The 21,855-nt window shown below is 28.9% G+C and carries 20 protein-coding genes; 16 read left to right on the top strand and 4 right to left on the bottom strand.

Annotation, left to right across the window (positions count from 1 at the left end; translation table 11 throughout):
- The first annotated feature begins 114 nt into the window (after positions 1-114).
- A complete protein-coding gene (locus tag I4U58_RS05180; protein ID WP_195929976.1) occupies positions 115-993 on the top strand; it encodes a LysR family transcriptional regulator in 879 nt (292 codons plus the stop codon).
- A gap of 185 nt (positions 994-1,178) precedes the next feature.
- On the opposite strand, the gene I4U58_RS05175 is transcribed toward I4U58_RS05180, so the two are convergent.
- Positions 1,179-2,405: an aminopeptidase gene (locus I4U58_RS05175; protein WP_195929975.1), complete on the bottom strand. Its 1,227-nt coding sequence runs from the start codon at positions 2,403-2,405 to the stop codon at positions 1,179-1,181.
- Between the two features lie 294 nt (positions 2,406-2,699).
- Here I4U58_RS05175 and I4U58_RS05170 point away from each other — a divergent pair, with 294 nt between their 5' ends.
- From I4U58_RS05170 to carB, 4 genes are all read left to right on the top strand, one after another.
- Complete coding sequence (locus tag I4U58_RS05170) at positions 2,700-3,506, top strand: nitroreductase family protein (protein WP_195929974.1); 807 nt, start codon at positions 2,700-2,702, stop codon at positions 3,504-3,506.
- A gap of 409 nt (positions 3,507-3,915) precedes the next feature.
- Positions 3,916-4,632, top strand: coding sequence for an orotidine-5'-phosphate decarboxylase (gene pyrF, locus I4U58_RS05165; protein ID WP_195929973.1), 717 nt, complete (start codon positions 3,916-3,918; stop codon positions 4,630-4,632).
- Positions 4,633-4,644: 12 nt separating this feature from the next.
- Positions 4,645-5,703, top strand: coding sequence for a carbamoyl phosphate synthase small subunit (locus tag I4U58_RS05160; protein ID WP_195929972.1), 1,059 nt, complete (start codon positions 4,645-4,647; stop codon positions 5,701-5,703).
- A gap of 38 nt (positions 5,704-5,741) precedes the next feature.
- Complete coding sequence (gene carB / locus I4U58_RS05155) at positions 5,742-8,948, top strand: carbamoyl-phosphate synthase large subunit (RefSeq protein ID WP_195929971.1); 3,207 nt, start codon at positions 5,742-5,744, stop codon at positions 8,946-8,948.
- Between the two features lie 261 nt (positions 8,949-9,209).
- Here the strand turns inward: carB and I4U58_RS05150 are convergent, their stop codons facing one another.
- Positions 9,210-9,938: an RsiV family protein gene (locus I4U58_RS05150; RefSeq protein WP_243269563.1), complete on the bottom strand. Its 729-nt coding sequence runs from the start codon at positions 9,936-9,938 to the stop codon at positions 9,210-9,212.
- 291 nt (positions 9,939-10,229) lie between these two features.
- Between I4U58_RS05150 and I4U58_RS05145 the strand changes: the two genes are divergently transcribed.
- From I4U58_RS05145 to I4U58_RS05125, 5 genes are all read left to right on the top strand, one after another.
- Positions 10,230-11,057, top strand: coding sequence for a class I SAM-dependent methyltransferase (locus I4U58_RS05145; RefSeq protein ID WP_207743825.1), 828 nt, complete (start codon positions 10,230-10,232; stop codon positions 11,055-11,057).
- Positions 11,057-11,722, top strand: a complete 666-nt coding sequence (locus tag I4U58_RS05140; protein WP_195929968.1) for an RluA family pseudouridine synthase — start codon at positions 11,057-11,059, stop codon at positions 11,720-11,722. The genes I4U58_RS05145 and I4U58_RS05140 overlap by 1 nt, the downstream gene beginning before the upstream one ends.
- 18 nt (positions 11,723-11,740) lie before the next feature.
- Complete coding sequence (locus I4U58_RS05135; protein ID WP_195929967.1) at positions 11,741-12,445, top strand: UPF0489 family protein; 705 nt, start codon at positions 11,741-11,743, stop codon at positions 12,443-12,445.
- A gap of 55 nt (positions 12,446-12,500) precedes the next feature.
- Complete coding sequence (locus I4U58_RS05130; RefSeq protein ID WP_195929966.1) at positions 12,501-12,998, top strand: SEC-C metal-binding domain-containing protein; 498 nt, start codon at positions 12,501-12,503, stop codon at positions 12,996-12,998.
- 289 nt (positions 12,999-13,287) lie between these two features.
- Positions 13,288-15,060, top strand: coding sequence for a 1-deoxy-D-xylulose-5-phosphate synthase (locus I4U58_RS05125; protein ID WP_195929965.1), 1,773 nt, complete (start codon positions 13,288-13,290; stop codon positions 15,058-15,060).
- Positions 15,061-15,201: 141 nt separating this feature from the next.
- On the opposite strand, the gene I4U58_RS05120 is transcribed toward I4U58_RS05125, so the two are convergent.
- Positions 15,202-15,741, bottom strand: coding sequence for a flavin reductase family protein (locus I4U58_RS05120; protein ID WP_195929964.1), 540 nt, complete (start codon positions 15,739-15,741; stop codon positions 15,202-15,204).
- Between the two features lie 104 nt (positions 15,742-15,845).
- Here I4U58_RS05120 and I4U58_RS05115 point away from each other — a divergent pair, with 104 nt between their 5' ends.
- Positions 15,846-16,193, top strand: a complete 348-nt coding sequence (locus I4U58_RS05115; RefSeq protein ID WP_195929963.1) for a helix-turn-helix domain-containing protein — start codon at positions 15,846-15,848, stop codon at positions 16,191-16,193.
- A 100-nt stretch (positions 16,194-16,293) separates the two neighbouring features.
- Here the strand turns inward: I4U58_RS05115 and I4U58_RS05110 are convergent, their stop codons facing one another.
- Positions 16,294-16,911: a DUF1638 domain-containing protein gene (locus tag I4U58_RS05110; RefSeq protein ID WP_195929962.1), complete on the bottom strand. Its 618-nt coding sequence runs from the start codon at positions 16,909-16,911 to the stop codon at positions 16,294-16,296.
- A 152-nt stretch (positions 16,912-17,063) separates the two neighbouring features.
- Here I4U58_RS05110 and yabG point away from each other — a divergent pair, with 152 nt between their 5' ends.
- The 5 genes from yabG (at position 17,064) to I4U58_RS05085 (ending at position 21,692) form a co-directional block, all read left to right on the top strand.
- Complete coding sequence (gene yabG, locus I4U58_RS05105; protein ID WP_195929961.1) at positions 17,064-17,924, top strand: sporulation peptidase YabG; 861 nt, start codon at positions 17,064-17,066, stop codon at positions 17,922-17,924.
- A gap of 193 nt (positions 17,925-18,117) precedes the next feature.
- Positions 18,118-18,387: a Veg family protein gene (locus I4U58_RS05100; protein ID WP_195929960.1), complete on the top strand. Its 270-nt coding sequence runs from the start codon at positions 18,118-18,120 to the stop codon at positions 18,385-18,387.
- A gap of 81 nt (positions 18,388-18,468) precedes the next feature.
- Positions 18,469-20,019, top strand: coding sequence for an SPOCS domain-containing protein (locus tag I4U58_RS05095; protein WP_195929959.1), 1,551 nt, complete (start codon positions 18,469-18,471; stop codon positions 20,017-20,019).
- Positions 20,020-20,149: 130 nt separating this feature from the next.
- Positions 20,150-21,031: a 4-(cytidine 5'-diphospho)-2-C-methyl-D-erythritol kinase gene (gene ispE / locus I4U58_RS05090; protein ID WP_195929958.1), complete on the top strand. Its 882-nt coding sequence runs from the start codon at positions 20,150-20,152 to the stop codon at positions 21,029-21,031.
- Positions 21,024-21,692, top strand: coding sequence for a GntR family transcriptional regulator (locus I4U58_RS05085; protein ID WP_195929957.1), 669 nt, complete (start codon positions 21,024-21,026; stop codon positions 21,690-21,692). Before ispE ends, I4U58_RS05085 begins: the two co-directional genes overlap by 8 nt.
- Positions 21,693-21,855 lie beyond the last annotated feature (163 nt).

The following is a 21,855-nucleotide window of genomic DNA, read 5'->3' as shown; positions in this document are numbered from 1 at the left end:
AATATATAATAGGTATATATAATATATTTTTTTAGTATAGATATAGAAATTTATATTTTATTTAGTTTTTGCATCGAATGTAAAAATATACTTATTAAAAAGAGGGGGATGGAGATGGATATAAAACAGCTTATAAATTTTATAACTATTGTTGAGGAAGGGAATATAACAAAAGCAGCTCAAAAACTACATATATCTCAACCACCTTTAAGTAATCAACTAAAAGCATTGGAAGAGGAGTTGGGAGTAAAATTAGTTGAGAGAGGGAGTAGAAAAGTTACACTTACTGATGTGGGAAACCTCTTATATAAAAGGGGAAAAGATATGGTAGATGTATTTGAATCTACATTAAATGAGATTGAAGATTTTAAATCGGGAATAGAAGGTGTATTAAAAATAGGTGCAGTGTCGACTTGTAATCAATTTATACCTAACAAGCTTATTTCACCATATGCAAAACAATATCCAAAAGTAAAATTTGAATTATATGAAGGAAATACATATGAAGTTGTGGACATGATTGAAAGAGGAATTGTAGATATTGGAGTTGTTAGAACACCTTTTAATAGCCAAAACTTATGTTGTATAAATTTGAAAACAGAGCCAATGGTAGCAGTAGTAAAGAAAAATGATGATAAATTTAATTTTAATGAAAAAGACAAAATAAAGTTAAAAGATTTAGATAAAAAATCAATAATAATATATAGACGATATGAAAAACTAATTATGGAAACACTACATTCAAATAAAGTAAAAGCGAGTATATATTGCTTAAATGATGATTCTAGAACAACAGTTGCATGGGCAGAAGAAGGTCTGGGCATAGGTATTGTTCCAAAATCTATTATTGATAATTCAGATAAGAACATAGAATTTTATGAGCTAGATGAAGATGAATTAAAAACACAAATATCAATTGTTTGGATGAAAAATAAGTACTTACCTAGAAGTGCAAGAAATTTATTGGATATGATTAGAGATTACAAATTTTAAAAGTATTTATTATTTATAGAAAGTAATTTAAAAATATTTATTTAAAATAATCTATATTAGACAGATTTTTAGAAATTAAAAATAGCTAGGCATTTGATTATTTCAATATGTCTAGCTATTTCTATATATTTTAAGTGAGCATTTTAATTGTTTTAAAAATAAATATTATTAATTAATAAGTATTACTAAAATGCCCAGTTTCCATCTTTGAATATTTGAATTTCTTCTCCATCATGAGTTATTCCGACGATATCTAAGTCAGCAGAACCAACCATAAAGTCGACATGAGTAAGACTATCATTTATTCCGTATTTATCGAAATCTTCTTCATCAATATCATTTCCACCTTCTATACAAGATGAGTATGCAGAACCTATTGCAAAATGGCAAGATGCATTTTCATCATATAATGTATTATAAAATACTGTGTTAGTATCAGAAATTGGAGAAGAATATGGTACTAAGGCAATTTCTCCTAGATAGTGAGAACCTTCGTCAGTTTCAATTAAGTGTCTTAAAGTTTCTTCGCCTTCTTTAGCAGAAAAATCTACTATTCTACCTTTTTCAAATTTTAATACAAAGTCATTTATTATATTTCCACCATAAACAAGAGGTTTAGTACTAGCAAGTGTTCCATTAACTCCAAATTTATGAGGTAGGCAGAAAATTTCTTCTGTCGGCATATTTGGGTTAAATTCTATTCCATTTACATCTTTTTCGCTACCACTTTCCCAAATGTGACCTTCTGGCATTTCAACTGTTAAATCAGTTATTTTTGATTTATATTTTAAAGTTTTGAATTTTTTACTGTTTAAGAAATCTGTTTTTTCTTTAAGGTTGTTATTGTGTTCTTTCCAAGCTTGGATTGGATCTTCTGTAACTCTTGAACATTTGAAGATTAGTTCCCAAAGTTTGTCCATTGCTTCTTTTTCAGAGATATCTGGGAATATTTTTTTTGCCCAAGCAGCTGTAGGAATAGATACAATACTCCATCTACATTTATTTGTTAGAGTATATCCACGCCATTCTTTTAATGCTTGCCCTGATACTTTTTGGTATTCAGCAATTCTTTTTGGGTCAACATTTTTTAATAAATCAGGATCTTGTGCATATATTGTTAAGAAGGCACCACCTTCTTTTGCTATATCAAGATATTGCTCAGAAATCCATCTTGGGAATTCTTCAAAAGCCTCATCAGGTGCATTTAAATATTTTATTAAGTTGCATTTTTCGTCGGACCACTCAATATGGACATTTTTTGCTCCAGCTTTATAAGCTTCTTCAACAACGTATCTTACATATTCAGCACACTCAATAGGTGTTCTTACAAGTAGAGTTTGTCCAGGTTGTATATTTACTCCAGTTTTAACTGCTAATTTAGCGTATTTTTGTAATTTTGAATTAAAATCCATAAAAAAACTCCTTTCGATATTATGTATTTTTAAAGATATAATATTAAATTTAATTCTATAAATAATCACTCCTAAATTATACCATTGTATTTATACAAAATAATGGTTTTCTTGTTATTTATTTATTATTATATTTAATAAAAAATATATACGAAAACATGATATTTGAAAGAAAAAATATTTAGATAATTTAATATTTTGAATACTTTAATTTATGCATTAAAAAGCATATAATATTAACATATGACTTAGTTATAAATTGAATAATATAATACATTTAACAGGAGGTAATAGATGGAGTTATATGATGCTATTTTCTATAGAAAATCTATAGAGTTTTATTCAACAAAACCAATAACAGAATCTTTAATGAAAGAAGTAAAAAAATTATGCAGTAATATAACTTATCTAAATTCAAATTTAAATATAAAAGCTCATGTAATAGATAGAGGACATTTGATTAATTTTTCAACGAGAAATAAGATTCAAATAAAAGCTCCCCACTATATATTAATAACTAGTAATAAAGGGGAAAATTATCTAGAGAATATAGGCTATGCATTACAAAATGTCACGTTAGAAATGGCGTGCTTAGGTTTAGGAACGACATGGCTAAAATGTATGCTAACTAGAGATGAAGTAGAAGAATTTGTTAATTTAGATAAAATAAAAGATAAAGATGAATCTGAAATAGAATATCCGCAAGCAATAATAGCATTTGGATATCCACAAGAAGGGGAAGCATTATTTAGGTCGTCATCAGCAATACATGATAGACATAGAATGAAGCATATATGTAAAACATATGATGAAAAATGGTTTAATGCTTTAAATGCGCTAAGAGTTGCGCCATCAATCAATAACTGCCAACCATGGACATTAGAACAAAGAGAAAATGGATTTGATTTATTTGAAGACGAACATAAAAAAAGATTGGAATTAGATAAATACAGTAGAATAAGTATGGGTGTTGCATTAAGACATTTTGAAATTGCATGCAAACATGATGATATAGATATTGAATATAAAAAACTCGACGTAAAAGACAAAAGAAGAAAACTATATTTTCTAAGTGTTGTGGAAAAGGCTAGACAAGTCTAAAATATTATTCCATAAAAATCATATTTAAACAAAGGTTGACATATGGATAAATAAGTGTAATAATCTATATAAGCTATGCAAAACTTAAATAAAACTTTAAATTATTCCAGAGAGAATATAAAGTAATTTAGAATAGTATCGTATTAAGGGGACATATAGACAAACAAGGGCTAAGTGTACCTTTAAACATATATAATAAGATTATTTATACCTCTGGTTAATGACTAGAGGTTTTTTTATATATAAAATAAAAACATAATAAAGTCTTTTAAAATAGTCCAGAGAGGCTGATAAAGATACTTCATAGTTAACTCATTTAGTTTAGTTATTTATGTATACAAAGTCCTTATACCTCTATGGTGTAAGGGCTTTTTTTAAAGTAAGGCTTTATTAAGAAGGAGAGTATGAAATGATAAAAGGGAAAGAAAAGTTAATAGTAGCTATTGACACAGACGACTTTGATAAAGCTAAAGATTTAATTGATCAACTAGAAGATAGTGTAGACATATTTAAAGTAGGATTAGAACAATATGTTGCTACAAAGGGGAGAACAGTGGAATATCTAAAAGAAAAAGGTAAAAAAATATTCCTTGATTTAAAATTCCACGACATACCAAATACTATGAAAAGTGCAGTAAAGGCTGCGGTAAAAGATAATGTTTGGATGATGACGATACATGTTTCAGACTTTGAAGGAATGAGACAATGTGCAGAAATCGCAAAAGAAGAAGCAGAAAGATTAAATATAGAAAAACCAATAATAGTTGGAGTTACGGTTTTAACTTCATTAAGTAATGAAGATTTACAAGATATTGGTTGCAATATGACAACTGAAGAATTAGCTATAAAAAGAGCAAAATTAGCTGAAAAATCAGGCATAGATGGAGTTGTATGTTCGGCTAAGGAAGTAGATAAAATAGTAGAAGCTTGTGGAAAAGATTTCGTAACTGTATGCCCAGGAATAAGACCACAATCTGCAGCAGTAGGAGACCAAAAAAGAGTTGTTACTCCAGCTCAAGCAATACAAAATGGGGCGCATTACATGGTAGTTGGAAGACCAATAACACAAGCTGAAAATCCAAAACAATCAGCTATAGAAATAGTTAAAGAGATTGAGAACGCATAGGAGGTAAGTTATATGAAGGCAAGATTAATATTAGAAGATGGTACTGTTTTTAACGGTAAAGCATTTGGGTATTTAGAAGAATCTGTTGGAGAAGTAGTATTCAATACTTCTATGACTGGATATGGGGAAGTATTAACAGACCCTTCTTATTACGGACAAATAGTAACTATGACTTACCCATTAATAGGGAACTATGGAATCAACTTAGAAGATGTACAATCAAAAAATGTATGCGTCAAAGGATTCATCGTTAGAGAAAAAAGTGACACACCTAATAACTTTAGAAATGAAATGAGCTTAGATGTTTATTTAAAACAAAATAAAATAATTGGGCTTGAAGGAATAGATACAAGAGCATTAACAAAAATCCTTAGAAATGAAGGAACAATGAGAGGCATAATAACAATCGACGAAAATGCTACACTTGAAAGTGTTCAACCTAAATTAGATAAATTTGATAATACTTATGCAGTTTATGATGTTTCAAGAAAAGAAAAAGAATATTATCAAGGTAGTGGTGCAAAAGTTGCTGTTATGGATTACGGTGTAAAACAAAACATAATAGATAATTTTGTACAAAGAGGTTGTGATGTAACAGTATATCCAGCTACTACAACTGCAGAAGAAGTATTAAATGATGATCCAGATTTAATATTCTTATCAAATGGACCTGGGGACCCAGATGACTTAGATGAGATAGTAGAAAATGTTAAAAAGATGATAGGGAAAAAACCTATAGTTGGAATATGCTTAGGACACCAAATTTTAGCTAGGACATTCGGCGGAAAAACAGGAAAACTTAAATTTGGACACAGAGGTGGAAACCATCCAGTAAAAGATTTCGAAGAAAATAAAGTATTTATAACAGCACAAAACCACGGTTACTATGTGTGTGAAGTGCCAGAATGTATGGAAGTAACTCAAATCAACTTAAACGACAATACAGTTGAAGGAATGAGACATAAAGAATTACCGATATATAGTGTGCAATATCACCCAGAGGCTTGCCCGGGACCAAAAGACAGCGAGTATGTATTCGATAAATTCTTAGAGGTATTAAACAATAAATAATTAGAACGTTATAAGTATTTTGTGAAGGAGAAAAAATTATGCCTAAAATAGATAGTATCAAAAAAACATTAGTATTAGGGTCAGGACCGATAATCATAGGTCAAGCAGCGGAATTTGACTACTCAGGAACACAAGCTTGTGAAGCTTTAAAGGAAGAAGGAGTAGAAGTTGTATTAATAAACTCAAACCCAGCTACAATAATGACGGACAAAGAAGTAGCTCATAAAATTTATATAGAACCACTTACATTAGAGGCAATAGAAAAAGTAATAGAAAAAGAAAGACCAGATAGTTTACTTGCAGGTATGGGTGGTCAAACAGCTCTAAACTTAGCAGTAGAATTATCAGATGCTGGTATATTAGATAAATACGGGGTAAAAGTAATTGGTACTTCAATAGAATCAATCAAAAAAGGTGAAGACAGAGATGAATTCAGAGAAATGATGAGAAGTATCAATCAACCAGTAATCGAAAGTGATATAGTTACAAACTTAGAAGATGGTATTATATATGCTGAAAAAATAGGATATCCAGTTATAATAAGACCTGCTTATACACTAGGCGGAACTGGTGGTGGTATAGCTGAAAACAAAGAAGAATTAATTGAAATTCTTACTCATGGTTTACAACTTAGCCCAGTTACACAAGTTCTTATAGAGAAAAGTATAAAAGGTTGGAAAGAAATCGAATATGAAGTAATGAGAGACGGAAACGGAGACTGTATAACTGTTTGTAATATGGAAAATGTGGACCCAGTCGGTGTGCATACGGGAGATAGTATAGTTGTAGCTCCATCTCAAACTTTAAGCGATAAAGAGTACCAATTATTAAGAACAGCTTCAATTGAAATAATAAATGCAATAGAAGTAAAAGGTGGATGTAACGTACAAATAGCACTACATCCTCACAGATTAGAATATGCAATTATAGAAATAAACCCAAGAGTTAGTAGATCTTCAGCATTAGCATCAAAAGCAACTGGTTATCCAATAGCAAAAGTTGCAGCTAAAATAGCTTTAGGATATACATTAGACGAAATAGAAAATGCAGTAACTAAGAAAACAAAGGCTTGTTTTGAACCAACGCTTGATTATGTTGTTGTAAAAATACCAAAATGGCCATTTGATAAATTTAAACAAGCGAACAGAAGACTTGGAACAAAAATGATGGCTACTGGAGAAATAATGAGTATAGGAAGCAACTTTGAAGCTGCTTTATTAAAAGGTATAAGATCTTTAGAAATAGGAAAATACTCATTAATACACAAACCATCTGAACAAAGAACAATAGAAGAATTAAAAGAAAGAGTAGTTATGCCAGATGACGAAAGACTATTCGACTTAGCAGAAATGATAAGAAGAGGATATAGTATCGACATGATAGAAAAAATCACTGGTGTAGATAAATGGTTCTTATATAGAATAGATTGGATAGTTAAACAAGAAGAAAAATTAAAAACTATGAAAATAGAAGATATAAGCAAGGATTATCTAAAAACTCTTAAGAAAAAAGGATTCTCAGATAAAGGTATAGCAGACTTAATGAAAATAAGCCCAGAAAAAGTTTATGAATTAAGATCTTTATATAACATACATGCAGCTTATAAAATGGTTGATACATGTGGTGGAGAATTCGATGCATTATCTCCATACTATTACTCAACTTATGAAGAGTATGATGAAGTTGTAGTAAGTGATAAGAGAAAAATAGTTGTTTTAGGTTCTGGTCCAATAAGAATAGGGCAAGGTATAGAATTTGACTACTGTTCAGTTCACTGTATAAAAGCCTTAAGAAAATTAGGAATAGAAACTATAATAGTAAACAACAACCCAGAAACAGTAAGCACAGACTTCGATACTTCTGACAAATTATACTTTGAACCATTAACAGAAGAAGAAGTATTAAATATAATAGAAAAAGAAAAACCAGAAGGTGTAATATTACAATTCGGTGGGCAAACAGCTATAAAATTAGCTAAATTCCTAGACGAAAAGAATATACCTATATTAGGAACTGACTTCAACGATATAGATGCAGCAGAAGACAGAGAAAAATTTGATGAATTACTAGAAAAATTAAATATAAATAGACCAAAAGGTATAGCTGTATGGTCTACAGAAGAAGGTGTAAAACACGCTAGCGAAATAGGATATCCAGTTTTAGTTAGACCTTCTTATGTACTTGGTGGTCAAGGTATGGAAATAACTTATAACGAAGCTAAATTAAAAGCTTACCTTGATAGTGCATTTGAAAGGGATAGTAAAAACCCAGTACTTATAGATAAATATTTAGTTGGTAGAGAAATAGAAGTAGACGCTATATGCGATAAAGAAGATGTATTAATACCAGGAATAATGGAACATTTAGAAAGAGCAGGAGTTCACTCTGGAGACTCTATAACAATGTATCCAAGCCAAAATATATCTGATGATATAAAAGAAAAAATCTTAGACTATACTAAGAAAATAGCATTAGAACTTAATGTTTTAGGTATGGTTAATATACAATTTATCGAATTTAAGGGTGAATTATACATCATAGAAGTTAACCCAAGAGCAAGTAGAACAGTACCATATATAAGTAAAGTTAGTGGGGTGCCAATAGTAGATTTAGCTACAAAATGTATGTTAGGTGCAAAATTAAAAGATCTTGGATATGGAACAGGAATCTACAAAACACCAGACTTAATAGCAGTAAAAGTACCTGTATTCTCAATGTCAAAACTTGCTAGAGTTGATGTAAGTCTTGGACCAGAAATGAAATCAACTGGAGAAGTTTTAGGTGTTGGTGAGACATTAGAAGAAGCATTATACAAAGGATTTACAGCAGCAGGTAAGAAAATGTCAAATGATAGAGGCGTGGTACTTGCAACAGTAAATGACCAAGATAAAGAAGAGTTCTTAGAAATAGCAAAAGACATGAAACGTGTAGGATATACTTTCATGGCGACAGAAGGAACAGCATCACTTCTAAAATCTAATGGAATAGACGCTATAATAGTTAACAAAATAGGAGAAGTTAGACCAAATATACTTGATGTTATAACTAACAACCAAGTTGATATGGTTATAAATACTCCAACAAAAGGTAACGATGCAACTAGAGACGGATTCAGAATAAGAAGATTAGCAACTGAATACTCTATAGATGTTATGACTTCATTAGATACATTAAAAGCATTAGTAAAAGTAAATCAAAAACACATTAAAAAAGAACAATTAAAAGTATATAACTTAGCTGATTAATTATATACTGTTAAATAAAAAGGTTACTGTAACTAGTATTAAATTAGTTTACAGTAACTTTTTTTGTAAAGATAATAAAGCTAAGGTTAATTTAAGGTTTTGGAGTTATTATAATATCAACAGATAGGTAATAAAACTTATTTATACCCAAATAACTAGAAATTAGAATAATTTTTTTGATGATTTTTTTAGTAATAACTCCCTAAAAAAAGAATGTGGCGGCGCATTCTTTTTTTATTTTGCTTATATTTATTTTTACATTTATCTTCTTCTTTTTCTTCTAAGAAGATTTTCAGGATTACAATAAAATCTAGGATTTATATACTCGCCAAATTGTTCGAATGAAATTAAGAATTTTGGAACACCAGCTGATTCTTGTGCTATTTCATCAACTTCAAAATACAAAACAATACCTTTATCAGTTATGTAAAAAGCTTGAGAGTCAGGAATGTCTACAACAGTATTTTCATAAAATAGCTCTGGAGTTTTCGCTATTTCATCATTTACATATTGTGATAATAATGGTAGATAATCAACACCTTCATTAAACAAATCTTTTAAAGTAAGTGAATTTCCATTAAGTAAATCTATATTAAAATGGTATACGTCTTCGTATAGAGGGCCATAATTATCACTAATAGAATCTAAATTTAATACAAAACTTAAAATGTGATTTTTACTAAATGTAATATCAAAAGAAGTACTTACTTGATAAACTCTTTTAGGAAGGGCATTTTCTGCGGCTGTTTTATTATATTGGGCCATTTCTTCATAAAGACCATCTCTAAAAGTATTTATATTAGAATAAACGGTTTTATTTAAATTATCTAAAATTTGTTTGTCTACTTGAAAATATCCGTTTTTTACGTTGTAAAAGACAGGATACGCCAAATCATAATAGAAATATTCTTCTCTACCAAAAATCTCATTATATTGAATATATAGTAGATTATAAATACAGCTTGTGAAATTTGGATTTATTTGATTCATTATAATCCGTTGCAAAAAATCTATTTTAGATTGACTGCAACAATTCACCTCCTAATTAAATAAATTACTAATATTTATGATTATTTTTATAAAAAAAGAACATTTTAATTTAGCTGTATTATTAATTTATATAAAAGCTGATAGAAATAGTAAATAAAGTATATAAACTGGTGAAAATACCTAAAATAAAGCTAGTTAATATGATATAATACATAAGATTAGTAAGAAATTATAGGAGGTAATAACGTGTTATTATTAGCGGATCAATGGAAAGATTATGAACTTATAGACATGGGAAATGGAGAAAAACTAGAAAGATGGGGGAACTATGTACTTAGAAGACCGGACCCTCAAGTAGTTTGGCCAATGGAGGCAGAATGGTATCTATGGAAAAATCCTCATGGACACTACCACAGAAGTAACAAAGGTGGAGGTCAATGGGAACACAAAAAGAAATACCCAGAACAATGGACTATAAGCTATAAAGACTTAAAATTCCACATAAAACCAACTGGATTTAAACATACTGGATTATTCCCAGAACAAGCGGCAAACTGGGAGTGGTCAATGGATAAAATAAGAAATGCAAAAAGACCGATAAAAGTATTAAACTTATTTGCTTATACTGGTGGAGCAACTGTTGCTTGTGCTGCAGCTGGAGCAGAAGTATGTCACGTAGATGCTTCTAAAGGTATGACTACTCAAGCAAAAGATAATATAAAATTATCAGGATTAGAAGATAGAAAAGTAAGGTTTATAGTAGACGACGTTGTAAAATTCGTTGAAAGAGAAATAAGAAGAGGAAATAAATACGATGCAATAATAATGGACCCACCTTCTTATGGAAGAGGACCAAAAGGTGAAGTATGGCAAATAGAAGAAAAACTTTTCGACTTTGTTAACTTATGTATGAAAGTATTATCAGATAAGCCATTATTCTTCTTAATAAACTCATATACAACAGGATTCTCACCAATAGTATTAGAAAATGTACTTCAAACTACTATAGGTAAAAAAGTAAAAGGCGGAAAAATATACGGAGGAGAATTAGGAATACCAGCTTCAAGAGACGGAAAAATTCTTCCATGTGGTATATTTGGTAGATGGGAGTCTAAATAATGCTTAACGTAATATTTGAAGACAATCATTTATTAGTAGTTGAAAAGCCTGTAAATATATTATCTCAAGGTGACAATACCAATGACGATGATATGGTAAATTTACTAAAAAAATATTTAAAAGAAAAATACAACAAACCAGGAAATGTCTTTGTTGGACTTGTCCATAGATTAGATAGACCAGTTGGAGGGATTATGGTATTTGCCAAAACTTCAAAAGCTGCATCTAGATTATCTGAGCAAGTTAGAAACAAAACGTTTAAGAAGACTTATAAAGCTGTTATACATGGCGATATGAAAAAGAGAGAAGACAACTTAAGCGATTATCTATATAAAGATAAAAAGACAAATATGGTAAGTGTAGTAAATAAAAATCACAAAGATGCTAAAGATGCTAAATTAAGCTATAAAACATTAGCATCAAATAATGGATTTAGTCTTGTAGAAATTGATTTACAAACAGGTAGACCACACCAAATTAGAGTTCAATTTTCAAGTAGAAATCACCCACTTTATGGGGACCAAAGATACGGAAAGAACGTAAATAAAAAAGGGCAACAAATTGCACTGTGGTCATACAAAATAGAAATAGAACATCCAACTAAAAAAGAAAAAATGGAATTTATTTGTGAACCACCGAATAAATATCCATGGAATATGTTTTAGTATTTTTAAGGAGAAAACATGGAGAGATATGTAGGTTTTTATATTGAAGAACCATTAGGAAATAATATATTTTCTTATGATGAAAGAACAAACAAGAAAATATTTGTACCTAAATTAATAAAGGGAACTTTAGATGATGTATCTTTAGGTGAAAATATAGTTTTTAACGAAATTGACGAAGATACAGAAATAAAAGCAATAGGACTTAAAAATTTAGTTCAATACGAAGTAGATGGAAAAGTCGTCTATATATTTGATAACCATAACCATGCCTTTTATTTCTGGATGAAAAGTTTACAACAGAGATTATTTAATAAAGGTTGTAAATTAATTCATGTAGATCAACATAAAGACATGAGAGAGCCCGATGATTATACAGTAGACTTAGAAAATTTAGACGATGTTTTTAGATATACCAATAAAGTTTTAAATGTAGGTAACTTCATACAGCCTGCACTTAAAAAAGGTGTATTCTGTGGTGTAGATATAATAGACAGTTCTTATGGATTTGATTTGAATGTAGAAGGCGAATATGTTTTAGACATAGACTTAGATATATTCTCTAAAGATATGGATTATATTCCATATGATTTTAGATTAAACAAAATCAAAGAGCTAATAAAGGGTGCAAAAGTGATTACAATAGCTTCGAGTCCTTATTTTATAGACCAAGAGTATGCCATAAAGGTATTAAAAGAATTGTTTAATTATGATATAATATAGAATTGTTAATAATAAGAAAAAACTTAGAATAAATATTAATTAGGAGGAACTTATAATGAGTTTATATGCAGAGTGGAGAAACCTTTGTGATAACCACGCAAACAATGATGAAGAAATAAAATTCTGGGAAAATTACTTAAAATCAGAAGCAGGAATATACAATGAAATATTAAACAACAAAACTGATGTTGTTGAAGGAACAGTTGCTGAATTAGCTGCTAAATACGGAGTATCTAATGAATTATTCATGGGATTCTTAGATGGAATAAGCGAAAGTGTTAAAGAAGAGTTAGACTTAGAAGCTATAGAAGCTGATACTAACGTTTCTATAAAAATAGACTGGGAAAAATTATACTACAATATGTTAGGTGCTGAAGCTCACTGGTTATATGAATTAGAAGGATGGAATGGAATATTATCTCCTGAAACTAGAAAAGCTATAACTAAAGATTACAACAGATCTAGAATAGTAGTTAAAGAAGATAAAGTTGGAAGAAATGATCCATGCCCATGCGGAAGCGGTAAAAAATACAAAAAATGTTGTGGAAAATAATATTTTTTAAATAAAATAAAGCATTTGAAAAACACAGTAAAAGTGTTATTTCAAATGCTTTTTTATTTGTAAAAATTTGTATAATTAAATAATGTTATTGACTTAGAGTCAACTCTAAGTGATATTGTATAAGAAAGTTAAATATATGTTTGAAATTTATATCATAATATTAACAATAAAATTAATAATTGTGATGTAAAATTTGAATTTAAAATGCTGACAATAAATATTGTAAGCATAAGTATATTTTTAACTAAAAAAATGGTATTAGGTAAAAATAGGAGGAACAATGTTAGACATTTTAAATAAGATAAATCAGCCAGAGGATTTAAGAAATATAGAAATTAATGATTTAGAAAAATTATCAGAAGAAATAAGAGAAGTATTATTACAAAAGCTAAGTAAAAATGGAGGACATTTTGGTCCAAACTTTGGTATGGTAGAAGCGATAATTGCAATGCATTATGTTTTTGATTCACCAAAAGATAAATTTGTATTTGATGTTTCTCACCAAAGTTATGCGCATAAGATTTTAACAGGAAGAAAAGAAGGATTTATAGATGAAAATTCTTATAGAACTGTTTCAGGATATACAAATCCAGATGAAAGTGAACATGACTTCTTTAATGTTGGACATACTTCAACATCAATAAGTTTAGCATCAGGATTAGCAAAAGCTAGAGATTTAAAGAAAGAAGATTATAATGTAGTTGCTGTAATAGGTGACGGTTCATTAAGTGGTGGAGAAGCATTAGAAGGATTAAACTTCGCAGGTTCAGAACTAAACTCTAACTTTATAATAATCGTAAATGACAACCAACAATCTATAGCAGAAAACCACGGTGGTTTATATAAAAATTTAGATGAATTAAGAGAGACAAATGGTCAAGCATCAAATAATTTATTTAAAGCTATGGGATTAGATTATATATATGAAGCTGATGGAAATAATATCGAAAAAATGATTGAGTTATTCCAAAAAATTAAAGATATAGATCATCCTATAGTAGTTCATATAAACACTATAAAAGGTAAAGGATACAAACTTGCAGAAGAAAATAGAGAAGCATGGCACTGGTCATTACCATTTGATATTGAGACAGGAAATATAACAATAGATTTTGGTGATGCTGAAGATTATGGAGATTTAACAGCGAAATTCTTATTAGATAAAATGAAAAAAGACAATACTGTTGTTGCAGTAACTCCAGCAATGCCAATGACAATTGGATTTAATATTGAAAGAAGAAAAGAAGCAGGAGAACAATTTGTAGATGTAGGTATAGCGGAAGAACATGCTGTTGCCTTAGTTTCAGGAATTGCAAAAAATGGAGGAAAACCAGTACTTGGGACAAATGCAACATTCATTCAAAGAAGTTATGACCAAATCTCACAAGATTTATGTATAAATGGTAATCCAGCGACAATAGTTTTAAATTATACATCAGTAGCAGGATTAACAGATGTTACACATTTAGGTATATTCACAATTGCAGAGTTCTCTAATATACCAAACTTAGTTTTATTAGCACCAACAAATAAAGCAGAATACTTCGCAATGTTAGATTGGTCTATAGAACAACAAGAACATCCAGTAATGATTTTAATGCCTGGTAATGGAGTTATAGATGATGGTAGAGTAGCAGAAAAAGATTATTCTAACATTATAAATAAATTTAAAGTAGAAGAAAAAGGTTCTAAGGTTGCTATTTTAGGACTAGGTGATTTCTATCAAATAGGTGAAGAAGTATCAAAAATGGTAGAAGAAAAACTAGGATTTAAACCAACATTAGTAAACCCAAGATTCGCATCAGGCGTGGATAAAGAGTTACTAAACGATTTAAAACAAGACCATGATTTAGTTATAACATTAGAAGATGGAATACTACGTGGAGGATTTGGAGAATCTATTGCAAGTTTCTATGGAGATTCTGATATAAAAGTTAAAAATTATGGATTAGAAAAAGAATTCTATGATAGATATAATCCAAGTCAATTATTAGATGAATTAGGTATTACACCTGAAAAAATAGTAAAATATATTGAAAGTATGATGAAATAGTCAGTATAGTAAATTATATAAAATAATAACTATATTAACTTAAAAATAATTTTTCAATTTAATATAAAATATAAAAAGTCCACTCTTTCTAACTTAAAACAGATAAACAAGTGTGGACTTTTTATATTAATTTTGTATAAATTAGTCTTGTATTATATAAGCATTAACGATTTCACCGTAGTACGCAGTATGGTAGTCTTTATTTGCACCATGGAATGAGCTATCAACATCAGCAGGATAGCAAGATTCAACTATATCATATGGAATTGCATTTCTATCTTGTTCTTGTTGATATAAAACTTTACATTCAAGAGTTAATGGTAATTCCTTAATTCCTGGAACAGAAATTTTTTCTGATTCTTCTAATGTTAATCCTATTTCTTTTATTTTATCCATATCGTGTCCAGACTTTGTCCCAGCTAATCCTAAGATTTTTTTATTAAATTCGCCAACAGGAATATTTATTGTAAATTCAGGATTTTTATCTAATTGAGATTTTGTAAATCTATTTTCTCTCACAAAAACAGTGAATATAGTTTTACCCCATTCTATACCAAGAGTTCCCCAAGAAATAGTCATAGTATTTACTTTATCATCTGCTTTAGTTGTAAGTAAAACACCAGTTTTTACAGCTTTTAAAATATCATTAGAATAATCAAATACTTCTATTTGTTTTTTCATTTTTTCATCTCCTTGTTATTAATTATAAGTTTATGATAGACTAAAATAAAACAAAAAGTAAGTACGTACTTTTTTGACAGATACTATCAAAAAGGAGAGTATAAATGAGTATAGAAAATAATAATACACCAGAAAAATGTAAAGAAGTCAATTCAAAACCATTTATGTACGCCATGTCTCTAATAGATGGAAAATGGAAAATGCATATACTGTTTTGGCTTTGGAAAAATGAAGTTTTACGTTATGGAGAACTAAAAAGAGCATTAGGAGAAGTTACTCACAAAATGCTTAGTAAACAGTTAAAAGAATTAGAAGCAGATGATTTAATAATAAGGACTGAATATCCTCAAGTTCCACCAAAAGTAGAGTATAGATTGTCTGAAATAGGTGAATCGCTTATGCCTGTATTAAAGGCACTTTGTAACTGGGGGAAGGAGCATATAGATGATTAATATAATAAAAAGAATATTATTAAACCTAATTTATTAATAATATTCTTTTTATTTATTTCAAATATTCTAGTATGAATTTCAATATTAAATTTTCATAAATTTATTTAGCTTTTTGTGGAGCATTTATAGCTTTTTTAATAGCATCTATTATGAGATTTTCAAATATATTTATATCTACAGGTTCAACCTCAACAGGAACTTGAATTTTTTCGTATAAATCAAATATCATCTCATCAGTTATTTTAATAACGCCTGTATCTCCTATTATTGCATTTTCATACATACCAAATTGATTTAATCTATCGTAATTATCAACTGAATTACTAAATTCATTTAATTCATCAAATTTTTCTACCCAGCCTGAAGTCAAATATATATCTTTTCCTTCAACATAAGACTCAACCACCTTGTCCCCTATAATTGCCTCTAAACAGTTTGCTGGCTTGATTGTAATTATATTATTGTATTTTTTTAAGAACTCAAAGAATCTATAGTGACATTTAGAGCCGTAAAGTATGATTACTTGGTCGTATTCTAGTGTTAATTTATCAAGAGATGCTGTAACATCTTTTTCTAATTTATCTAAATTTGTATGCAGACCAAAATGAAGATAAGTTACTTCTATATTATCTTTAAAAAGCTGTTTAATTTTTATATCTTGTAAAACTTTTTCTAGTTCTGGCTCAAAAACTGAACATGCTAAAATTCCTATTCTCATTAATATTCCCCCTTATAAAAATCAATTAAATTATAACTAAATTATATAATAAATATCACATTTAGTTAAACAATGTTAAAAAATATAACTTATGGAACAAATATAGCTAAAAAACATAATATAAACTAAGTTGAAGTAATAGGGGGATTATTATGAAAGTTGGAGATATTGTTGCTAGAAAATCTTACAACAAAGATATAGTTTTTAAAATTACTGATATTATTGATCAAAATGGTAAAAAAATAGCTATATTGAAGGGGGTTGCATTTAGAATAATAGCGGACGCAGAACTAAGTGACCTAGAATTATTGAAACCTCCAGATATAAGAAATATATTAATGGATAAGAATGTAGAAAATATTTTATATAGAACATTGAAAAAGGCTAAAGAAAGAGAAAGAAGAGGTACGCGTGGACTACCTAAATCTGCTCAACAGCCAACTGCAAATGTTTATGGAGTACCAGGGAAGGTTCTTCAAATAGATGGAGATAAAGAGTATTTAAAGATATGTTTAGACGTATATTCCCAATTGGGGATTCCAGCAGTTGGAGTTGCTATACCAGAAGCAAATCAATATAAAGAAGTCAAAAATCTATTAGAAAAACATAAACCAGATATCTTAGTTATAACTGGACATGATGCACTACATGTTAAAAATGGAGATTTAAAAAATATAAATAACTATAGAAATTCAAATAATTTTTTAAAAGCGGTAAAAGAAGCTAGAAAATGGCAGCCAGATTTAGATACATTAGTTATATTTGCTGGAGCTTGCCAATCAAATTATGAAGCATTGATGAAAGGTGGAGCAAATTATGCAAGTTCACCGGGAAGAATAATGATACATGCATTGGATCCTGTTTTTATCGTAGAAAAAATAGCATGTTCGAGAATTGATGTAGTAGTTCCAATAGAAGAAATATTAGACCAAACAATAACTGGGGTAAAAGGAATTGGAGGGTTTGAAACTAGAGGTAAATTTAGATGGGCAATGCCAAAACCTTTGTTGTAAGAGGATTTAATCTAATAAGTTTGAACTGTAGTAACGGCTATTTATGCATAAATTTTAAAAATAATACTGTATTCTTATAAAATACTATTGACAAGAGCATAAGAAATATATAAAATTATTAGTTTATGCATTTGACAAAAATTCAAAATTATGATATTATGTAAACATATAATAAAATGGAGAAGGTGATCTCGTGGCTACTGTTCAAACTTTGGATAAAATCAGAACTACACTAAAACAACATTTAGGTAAGACGATAGTATTAAAAGCAAACAAAGGGAGAAAGCAGATTGTTACAAAGGTTGGAGTACTAGAAAATGTATATCCAAGTGTTTTTGTAGTAAAATTAGACGGAACATCAGATGGAAATCAAAGAGTATCTTATAGTTACTCAGATTTATTGACAGCAAATGTGAAATTACAGATTTGTAAAAATAAAGAGAATAAATTAAGCGCAAGTTAAATTATACCTATCAAATAGGTGTAATTTTTTTTTGTCTCCTTAAATATAATTTAATAGTTAGATTATATGGGAGGGATAGTCGTGGAGTTGATAAAAGATATTATTAAAATAGACAATAGGATGGATTTTGGGAAATTCCAAACATTTATAGAGTCAGAAAATGTTGTTCCAGACAAGAAGTTAGATGTGTACGATATTGTGGATACTATGGGATACATAGTCCTTAGAAAAGTTGAAATATTAGAAGGTAAAATAACTTGTAGAGGTAGTTTTAACTACAATGTTATTTATATTGCAGACGATAAGAGTACAGTATCAAATATAAGTGGAAAAATTGAAATTAATGAAGTAATAGAAAGAGATAATATAACTTCTGACATGGAATATATGTTGTTCCCAGAAGTAGAACACGTTGATTGTACTATAATGAATGAAAGAAAGATCAAAGTAGGCGCATTAATTAATGTAAGAGGAAGTCTTTTTGAAAAACAAAGATTAGATATAGTAAAAGATGTTTCACAAGTAGAAGGAATACAAAAACACAGAAAAGAAATATCATTCCAAGATATAGTTGGAATTGAAAAATCAGAAAACGTAGTTAGAGATACAATAACAGTAAATATAGAAGAAATAGAAGATATTATAAATATAAATCCAGTTGTAAGAGTAAAAGAAAGTAGAATAACAGATAATAAAGTTATAATAGGAGGAATTTTAGAAATAAATCCTTTAGCTTGCACTTATGACTCAGATATTGTTGAGTTAGAAAGAGTAGGTATTGATTTTACTCAGTTTATAGAAGTACCTGGCGCATTTGATGGTATGGATGAAGAAATACTAATGAATATAGGTGATTTTAATTATGAATTCAAGAGAAATGAAGATAATAATACAGGACTTTTAGAAGTTGAATGCACAGTATTTTCAAAGGTAAAAGTAAGCGAAGAAGTTACTAGAGAGGTTTTACAAGATGCATATTCACCTCAAAAAATAATTAAATTTGAACACAGACTTATTCATCTAAATAAAACTTTATTCACATCAAATGATACATTTTTAGTTAGAGAAAGTATAAATTATGACAATGAGGATATTCAAATAAAGGACATTGTAAATGTATGCTGTAATGCATCAATAGAAAATAGTTATATTGAAGGTTCTAATTGTGTAATTCAAGGTATAATAAAAATCGACATACTTTTCATTCCGATTGAAGGATTAAAAATGATTTACAAAATAAACGAAGAAATACCTTTTGAACATGAGTTAGAAATAAACAAATTATCAGATACATGCTCAGTATTTAATACAATTTGTATAGAAAGAATAGAAGTAGATCTAAATAGAAATCAAATTGATTTAAATATAAGAATAAATAGATTTGTAGAAGCTATCGACAAAAAGGCTGAAAGTTTTATCATCAAGGGAGAAGATAAAGGTGAATATGATTTATCTACTGCACCAAGTATAATTGTATATATTTGCAAAGAAGATGATAATTTATGGGATATAGCTAAAAAATACAATACAACAGAAGAAGAAATTGCGCAGACGAACGAAATTAATTTAGAGGATGATTTGCAACCAGGTAAATGTTTGATTCTCGAAAAAAAAGTCGCACAAACTGAATAAAAAACTTAATAATATTTGTCAAAAAGATAAATAATAGGGGATAGTATCCCCTATTATTTTATTTTTGTAGTATAATTATAGTTAGTAATGCATTATACGATATACAAAAACAATTATCAAGGAGGCTAAAATGAATTCAATAAAATTAAAAAGTAGAGCAAAAGTAAATTTATCTATAGACGTATTAGGGAAGAGACAAGATGGATATCATTTAGTCGAAATGATAATGCAAACAATTGATTTATACGATTTAATTGAAATTAAAGAAAAAGAAGAAAATCAAATTACAATTAAGAGTGCTAGTGAAGAAATTCCACTAGATTGCAACAATCTTGTATATAAAGCGGCTGACTTAATCAAGAAAACATTTAACTTAACTAAAGGGGTAGAAATTTATATCCAAAAAAATATACCTGTAGCAGCAGGAATGGCAGGTGGAAGTTCAAATGCAGCAGCTATACTTGTAGGTTTAAACAAACTTTGGAATTTAAATTTAAGTGATCAAACATTAGAGGAATTGGGATTAAAACTAGGCGCAGATGTTCCATTTTGTATAAATGGTGGAGCTGTATTAGCTTCGGGGATTGGAGAAGAATTAACTCCAATAAAAGGATTATCTAAAGATGTCTGTATTGTGGTCTGTAAACCAGACCTATTTGTATCAACAAAAGAAGTCTATGAATCTCTGGATTCAAAACACATCGACAAAAGACCAAATAACCAGCTTCTAATTGATTGCTTAAAAAACGAAGATACTAGACAATTAGCAGAAAATATGTTTAATGTTCTTGAGGGGGTTACTGTAGAAATACATCCAGTAATTCAACAAATTAAAGATATAATGATAACAAACAAGGCATTAGGAGCTATGATGAGTGGAAGTGGTCCTACAGTTTTTGGTTTATATGAAAATAAAGAAGATGCATATATGTGCAAATCTATATTAGAAAATCAATTTGAACAAACATTTGTCGTAGCGTGTGAAGAAAAGGGGGTTGAGGTTAATGGATAGTTTAACTAAATTAAATTTAGATAATTATAAGCCATTAAGAGATGTTGTTTTTGAAAATTTGAGAAGTGCTATTTTAGAAGGGAAATTAAAATCTGGACAAAGACTAATGGAAGTTCAATTAGCAGAACAATTAGGGGTTAGTAGAACTCCAGTTAGAGAAGCTATAAGAAAATTAGAACTTGAAGGACTAGTTGTTATGTTACCTAGAAAAGGTGCATATGTAGCTAATATCTCTGTTAAAGATTTAATGGATGTATTAGAAATTAGAGCCAGCCTAGAAGGATTAGGCGCATCTTTAGCCGCAGAAAGAAGAACAGAAGAAGATATAAAGAATTTAGAAGAAATAGAAGAAGAATTTGAACAAGCTGTAATAACACAAGATATAGATATGTTATTAAAAAAAGATATAGAATTCCATGAATGTATATTTAAAGCTGCAAATAACAAAAAACTAGAAAAAATGATAAATTCTTTATGGGAACAAGTACAAAGATTTAGAATAACTTATGTATCAGATTCAAATGCATCATTAAGTTTGATAGATGAACATAGAATTATTTTAAATGCTATAAAAGAAGGTAATGTAGCAGATGGGAAAAAGGCTGCTATTGAACATATAGAAAAAGCAGAACAATTTATGTTAGATCATTGTACTAAATAAGTAAATTATAAAATTATATATAAAATGATATTTAAGCGAGTAATTATAAAAAGGGAAGAATGGTCTTCTAGAAAAAATATTTATAAAAGAAAAATTATTTTAATTATCAATAATTCTTCTTTTATAAATATTTAGCTAGAGGACCATTTTTTAATTTAGATCG

Origin of the sequence: Clostridium sp. 1001270J_160509_D11 (genome assembly GCF_015667935.1) — a bacterium.
In the GTDB taxonomy this organism is placed as follows: Bacteria; Bacillota; Clostridia; order Peptostreptococcales; family Peptostreptococcaceae; genus Intestinibacter.
The sequence above is the reverse complement of the archived record's forward strand: the minus strand, read 5'-3'. Positions and strand labels throughout refer to the sequence as shown.

What these genes read in the sequence shown, in the direction of transcription:
- I4U58_RS05180 (WP_195929976.1), top strand. Translation starts at nt 115, where the DNA reads ATGGATATAAAACAGCTTATAAATTTTATAACTATTGTTGAGGAAGGG.
- I4U58_RS05175 (WP_195929975.1), bottom strand. Translation starts at nt 2,405, where the DNA reads ATGGATTTTAATTCAAAATTACAAAAATACGCTAAATTAGCAGTTAAA.
- I4U58_RS05170 (WP_195929974.1), top strand. Translation starts at nt 2,700, where the DNA reads ATGGAGTTATATGATGCTATTTTCTATAGAAAATCTATAGAGTTTTAT.
- pyrF (WP_195929973.1), top strand. Translation starts at nt 3,916, where the DNA reads ATGATAAAAGGGAAAGAAAAGTTAATAGTAGCTATTGACACAGACGAC.
- I4U58_RS05160 (WP_195929972.1), top strand. Translation starts at nt 4,645, where the DNA reads ATGAAGGCAAGATTAATATTAGAAGATGGTACTGTTTTTAACGGTAAA.
- carB (WP_195929971.1), top strand. Translation starts at nt 5,742, where the DNA reads ATGCCTAAAATAGATAGTATCAAAAAAACATTAGTATTAGGGTCAGGA.
- I4U58_RS05150 (WP_243269563.1), bottom strand. Translation starts at nt 9,938, where the DNA reads ATGAATCAAATAAATCCAAATTTCACAAGCTGTATTTATAATCTACTA.
- I4U58_RS05145 (WP_207743825.1), top strand. Translation starts at nt 10,230, where the DNA reads ATGGGAAATGGAGAAAAACTAGAAAGATGGGGGAACTATGTACTTAGA.
- I4U58_RS05140 (WP_195929968.1), top strand. Translation starts at nt 11,057, where the DNA reads ATGCTTAACGTAATATTTGAAGACAATCATTTATTAGTAGTTGAAAAG.
- I4U58_RS05135 (WP_195929967.1), top strand. Translation starts at nt 11,741, where the DNA reads ATGGAGAGATATGTAGGTTTTTATATTGAAGAACCATTAGGAAATAAT.
- I4U58_RS05130 (WP_195929966.1), top strand. Translation starts at nt 12,501, where the DNA reads ATGAGTTTATATGCAGAGTGGAGAAACCTTTGTGATAACCACGCAAAC.
- I4U58_RS05125 (WP_195929965.1), top strand. Translation starts at nt 13,288, where the DNA reads ATGTTAGACATTTTAAATAAGATAAATCAGCCAGAGGATTTAAGAAAT.
- I4U58_RS05120 (WP_195929964.1), bottom strand. Translation starts at nt 15,741, where the DNA reads ATGAAAAAACAAATAGAAGTATTTGATTATTCTAATGATATTTTAAAA.
- I4U58_RS05115 (WP_195929963.1), top strand. Translation starts at nt 15,846, where the DNA reads ATGAGTATAGAAAATAATAATACACCAGAAAAATGTAAAGAAGTCAAT.
- I4U58_RS05110 (WP_195929962.1), bottom strand. Translation starts at nt 16,911, where the DNA reads ATGAGAATAGGAATTTTAGCATGTTCAGTTTTTGAGCCAGAACTAGAA.
- yabG (WP_195929961.1), top strand. Translation starts at nt 17,064, where the DNA reads ATGAAAGTTGGAGATATTGTTGCTAGAAAATCTTACAACAAAGATATA.
- ispE (WP_195929958.1), top strand. Translation starts at nt 20,150, where the DNA reads ATGAATTCAATAAAATTAAAAAGTAGAGCAAAAGTAAATTTATCTATA.
- I4U58_RS05085 (WP_195929957.1), top strand. Translation starts at nt 21,024, where the DNA reads ATGGATAGTTTAACTAAATTAAATTTAGATAATTATAAGCCATTAAGA.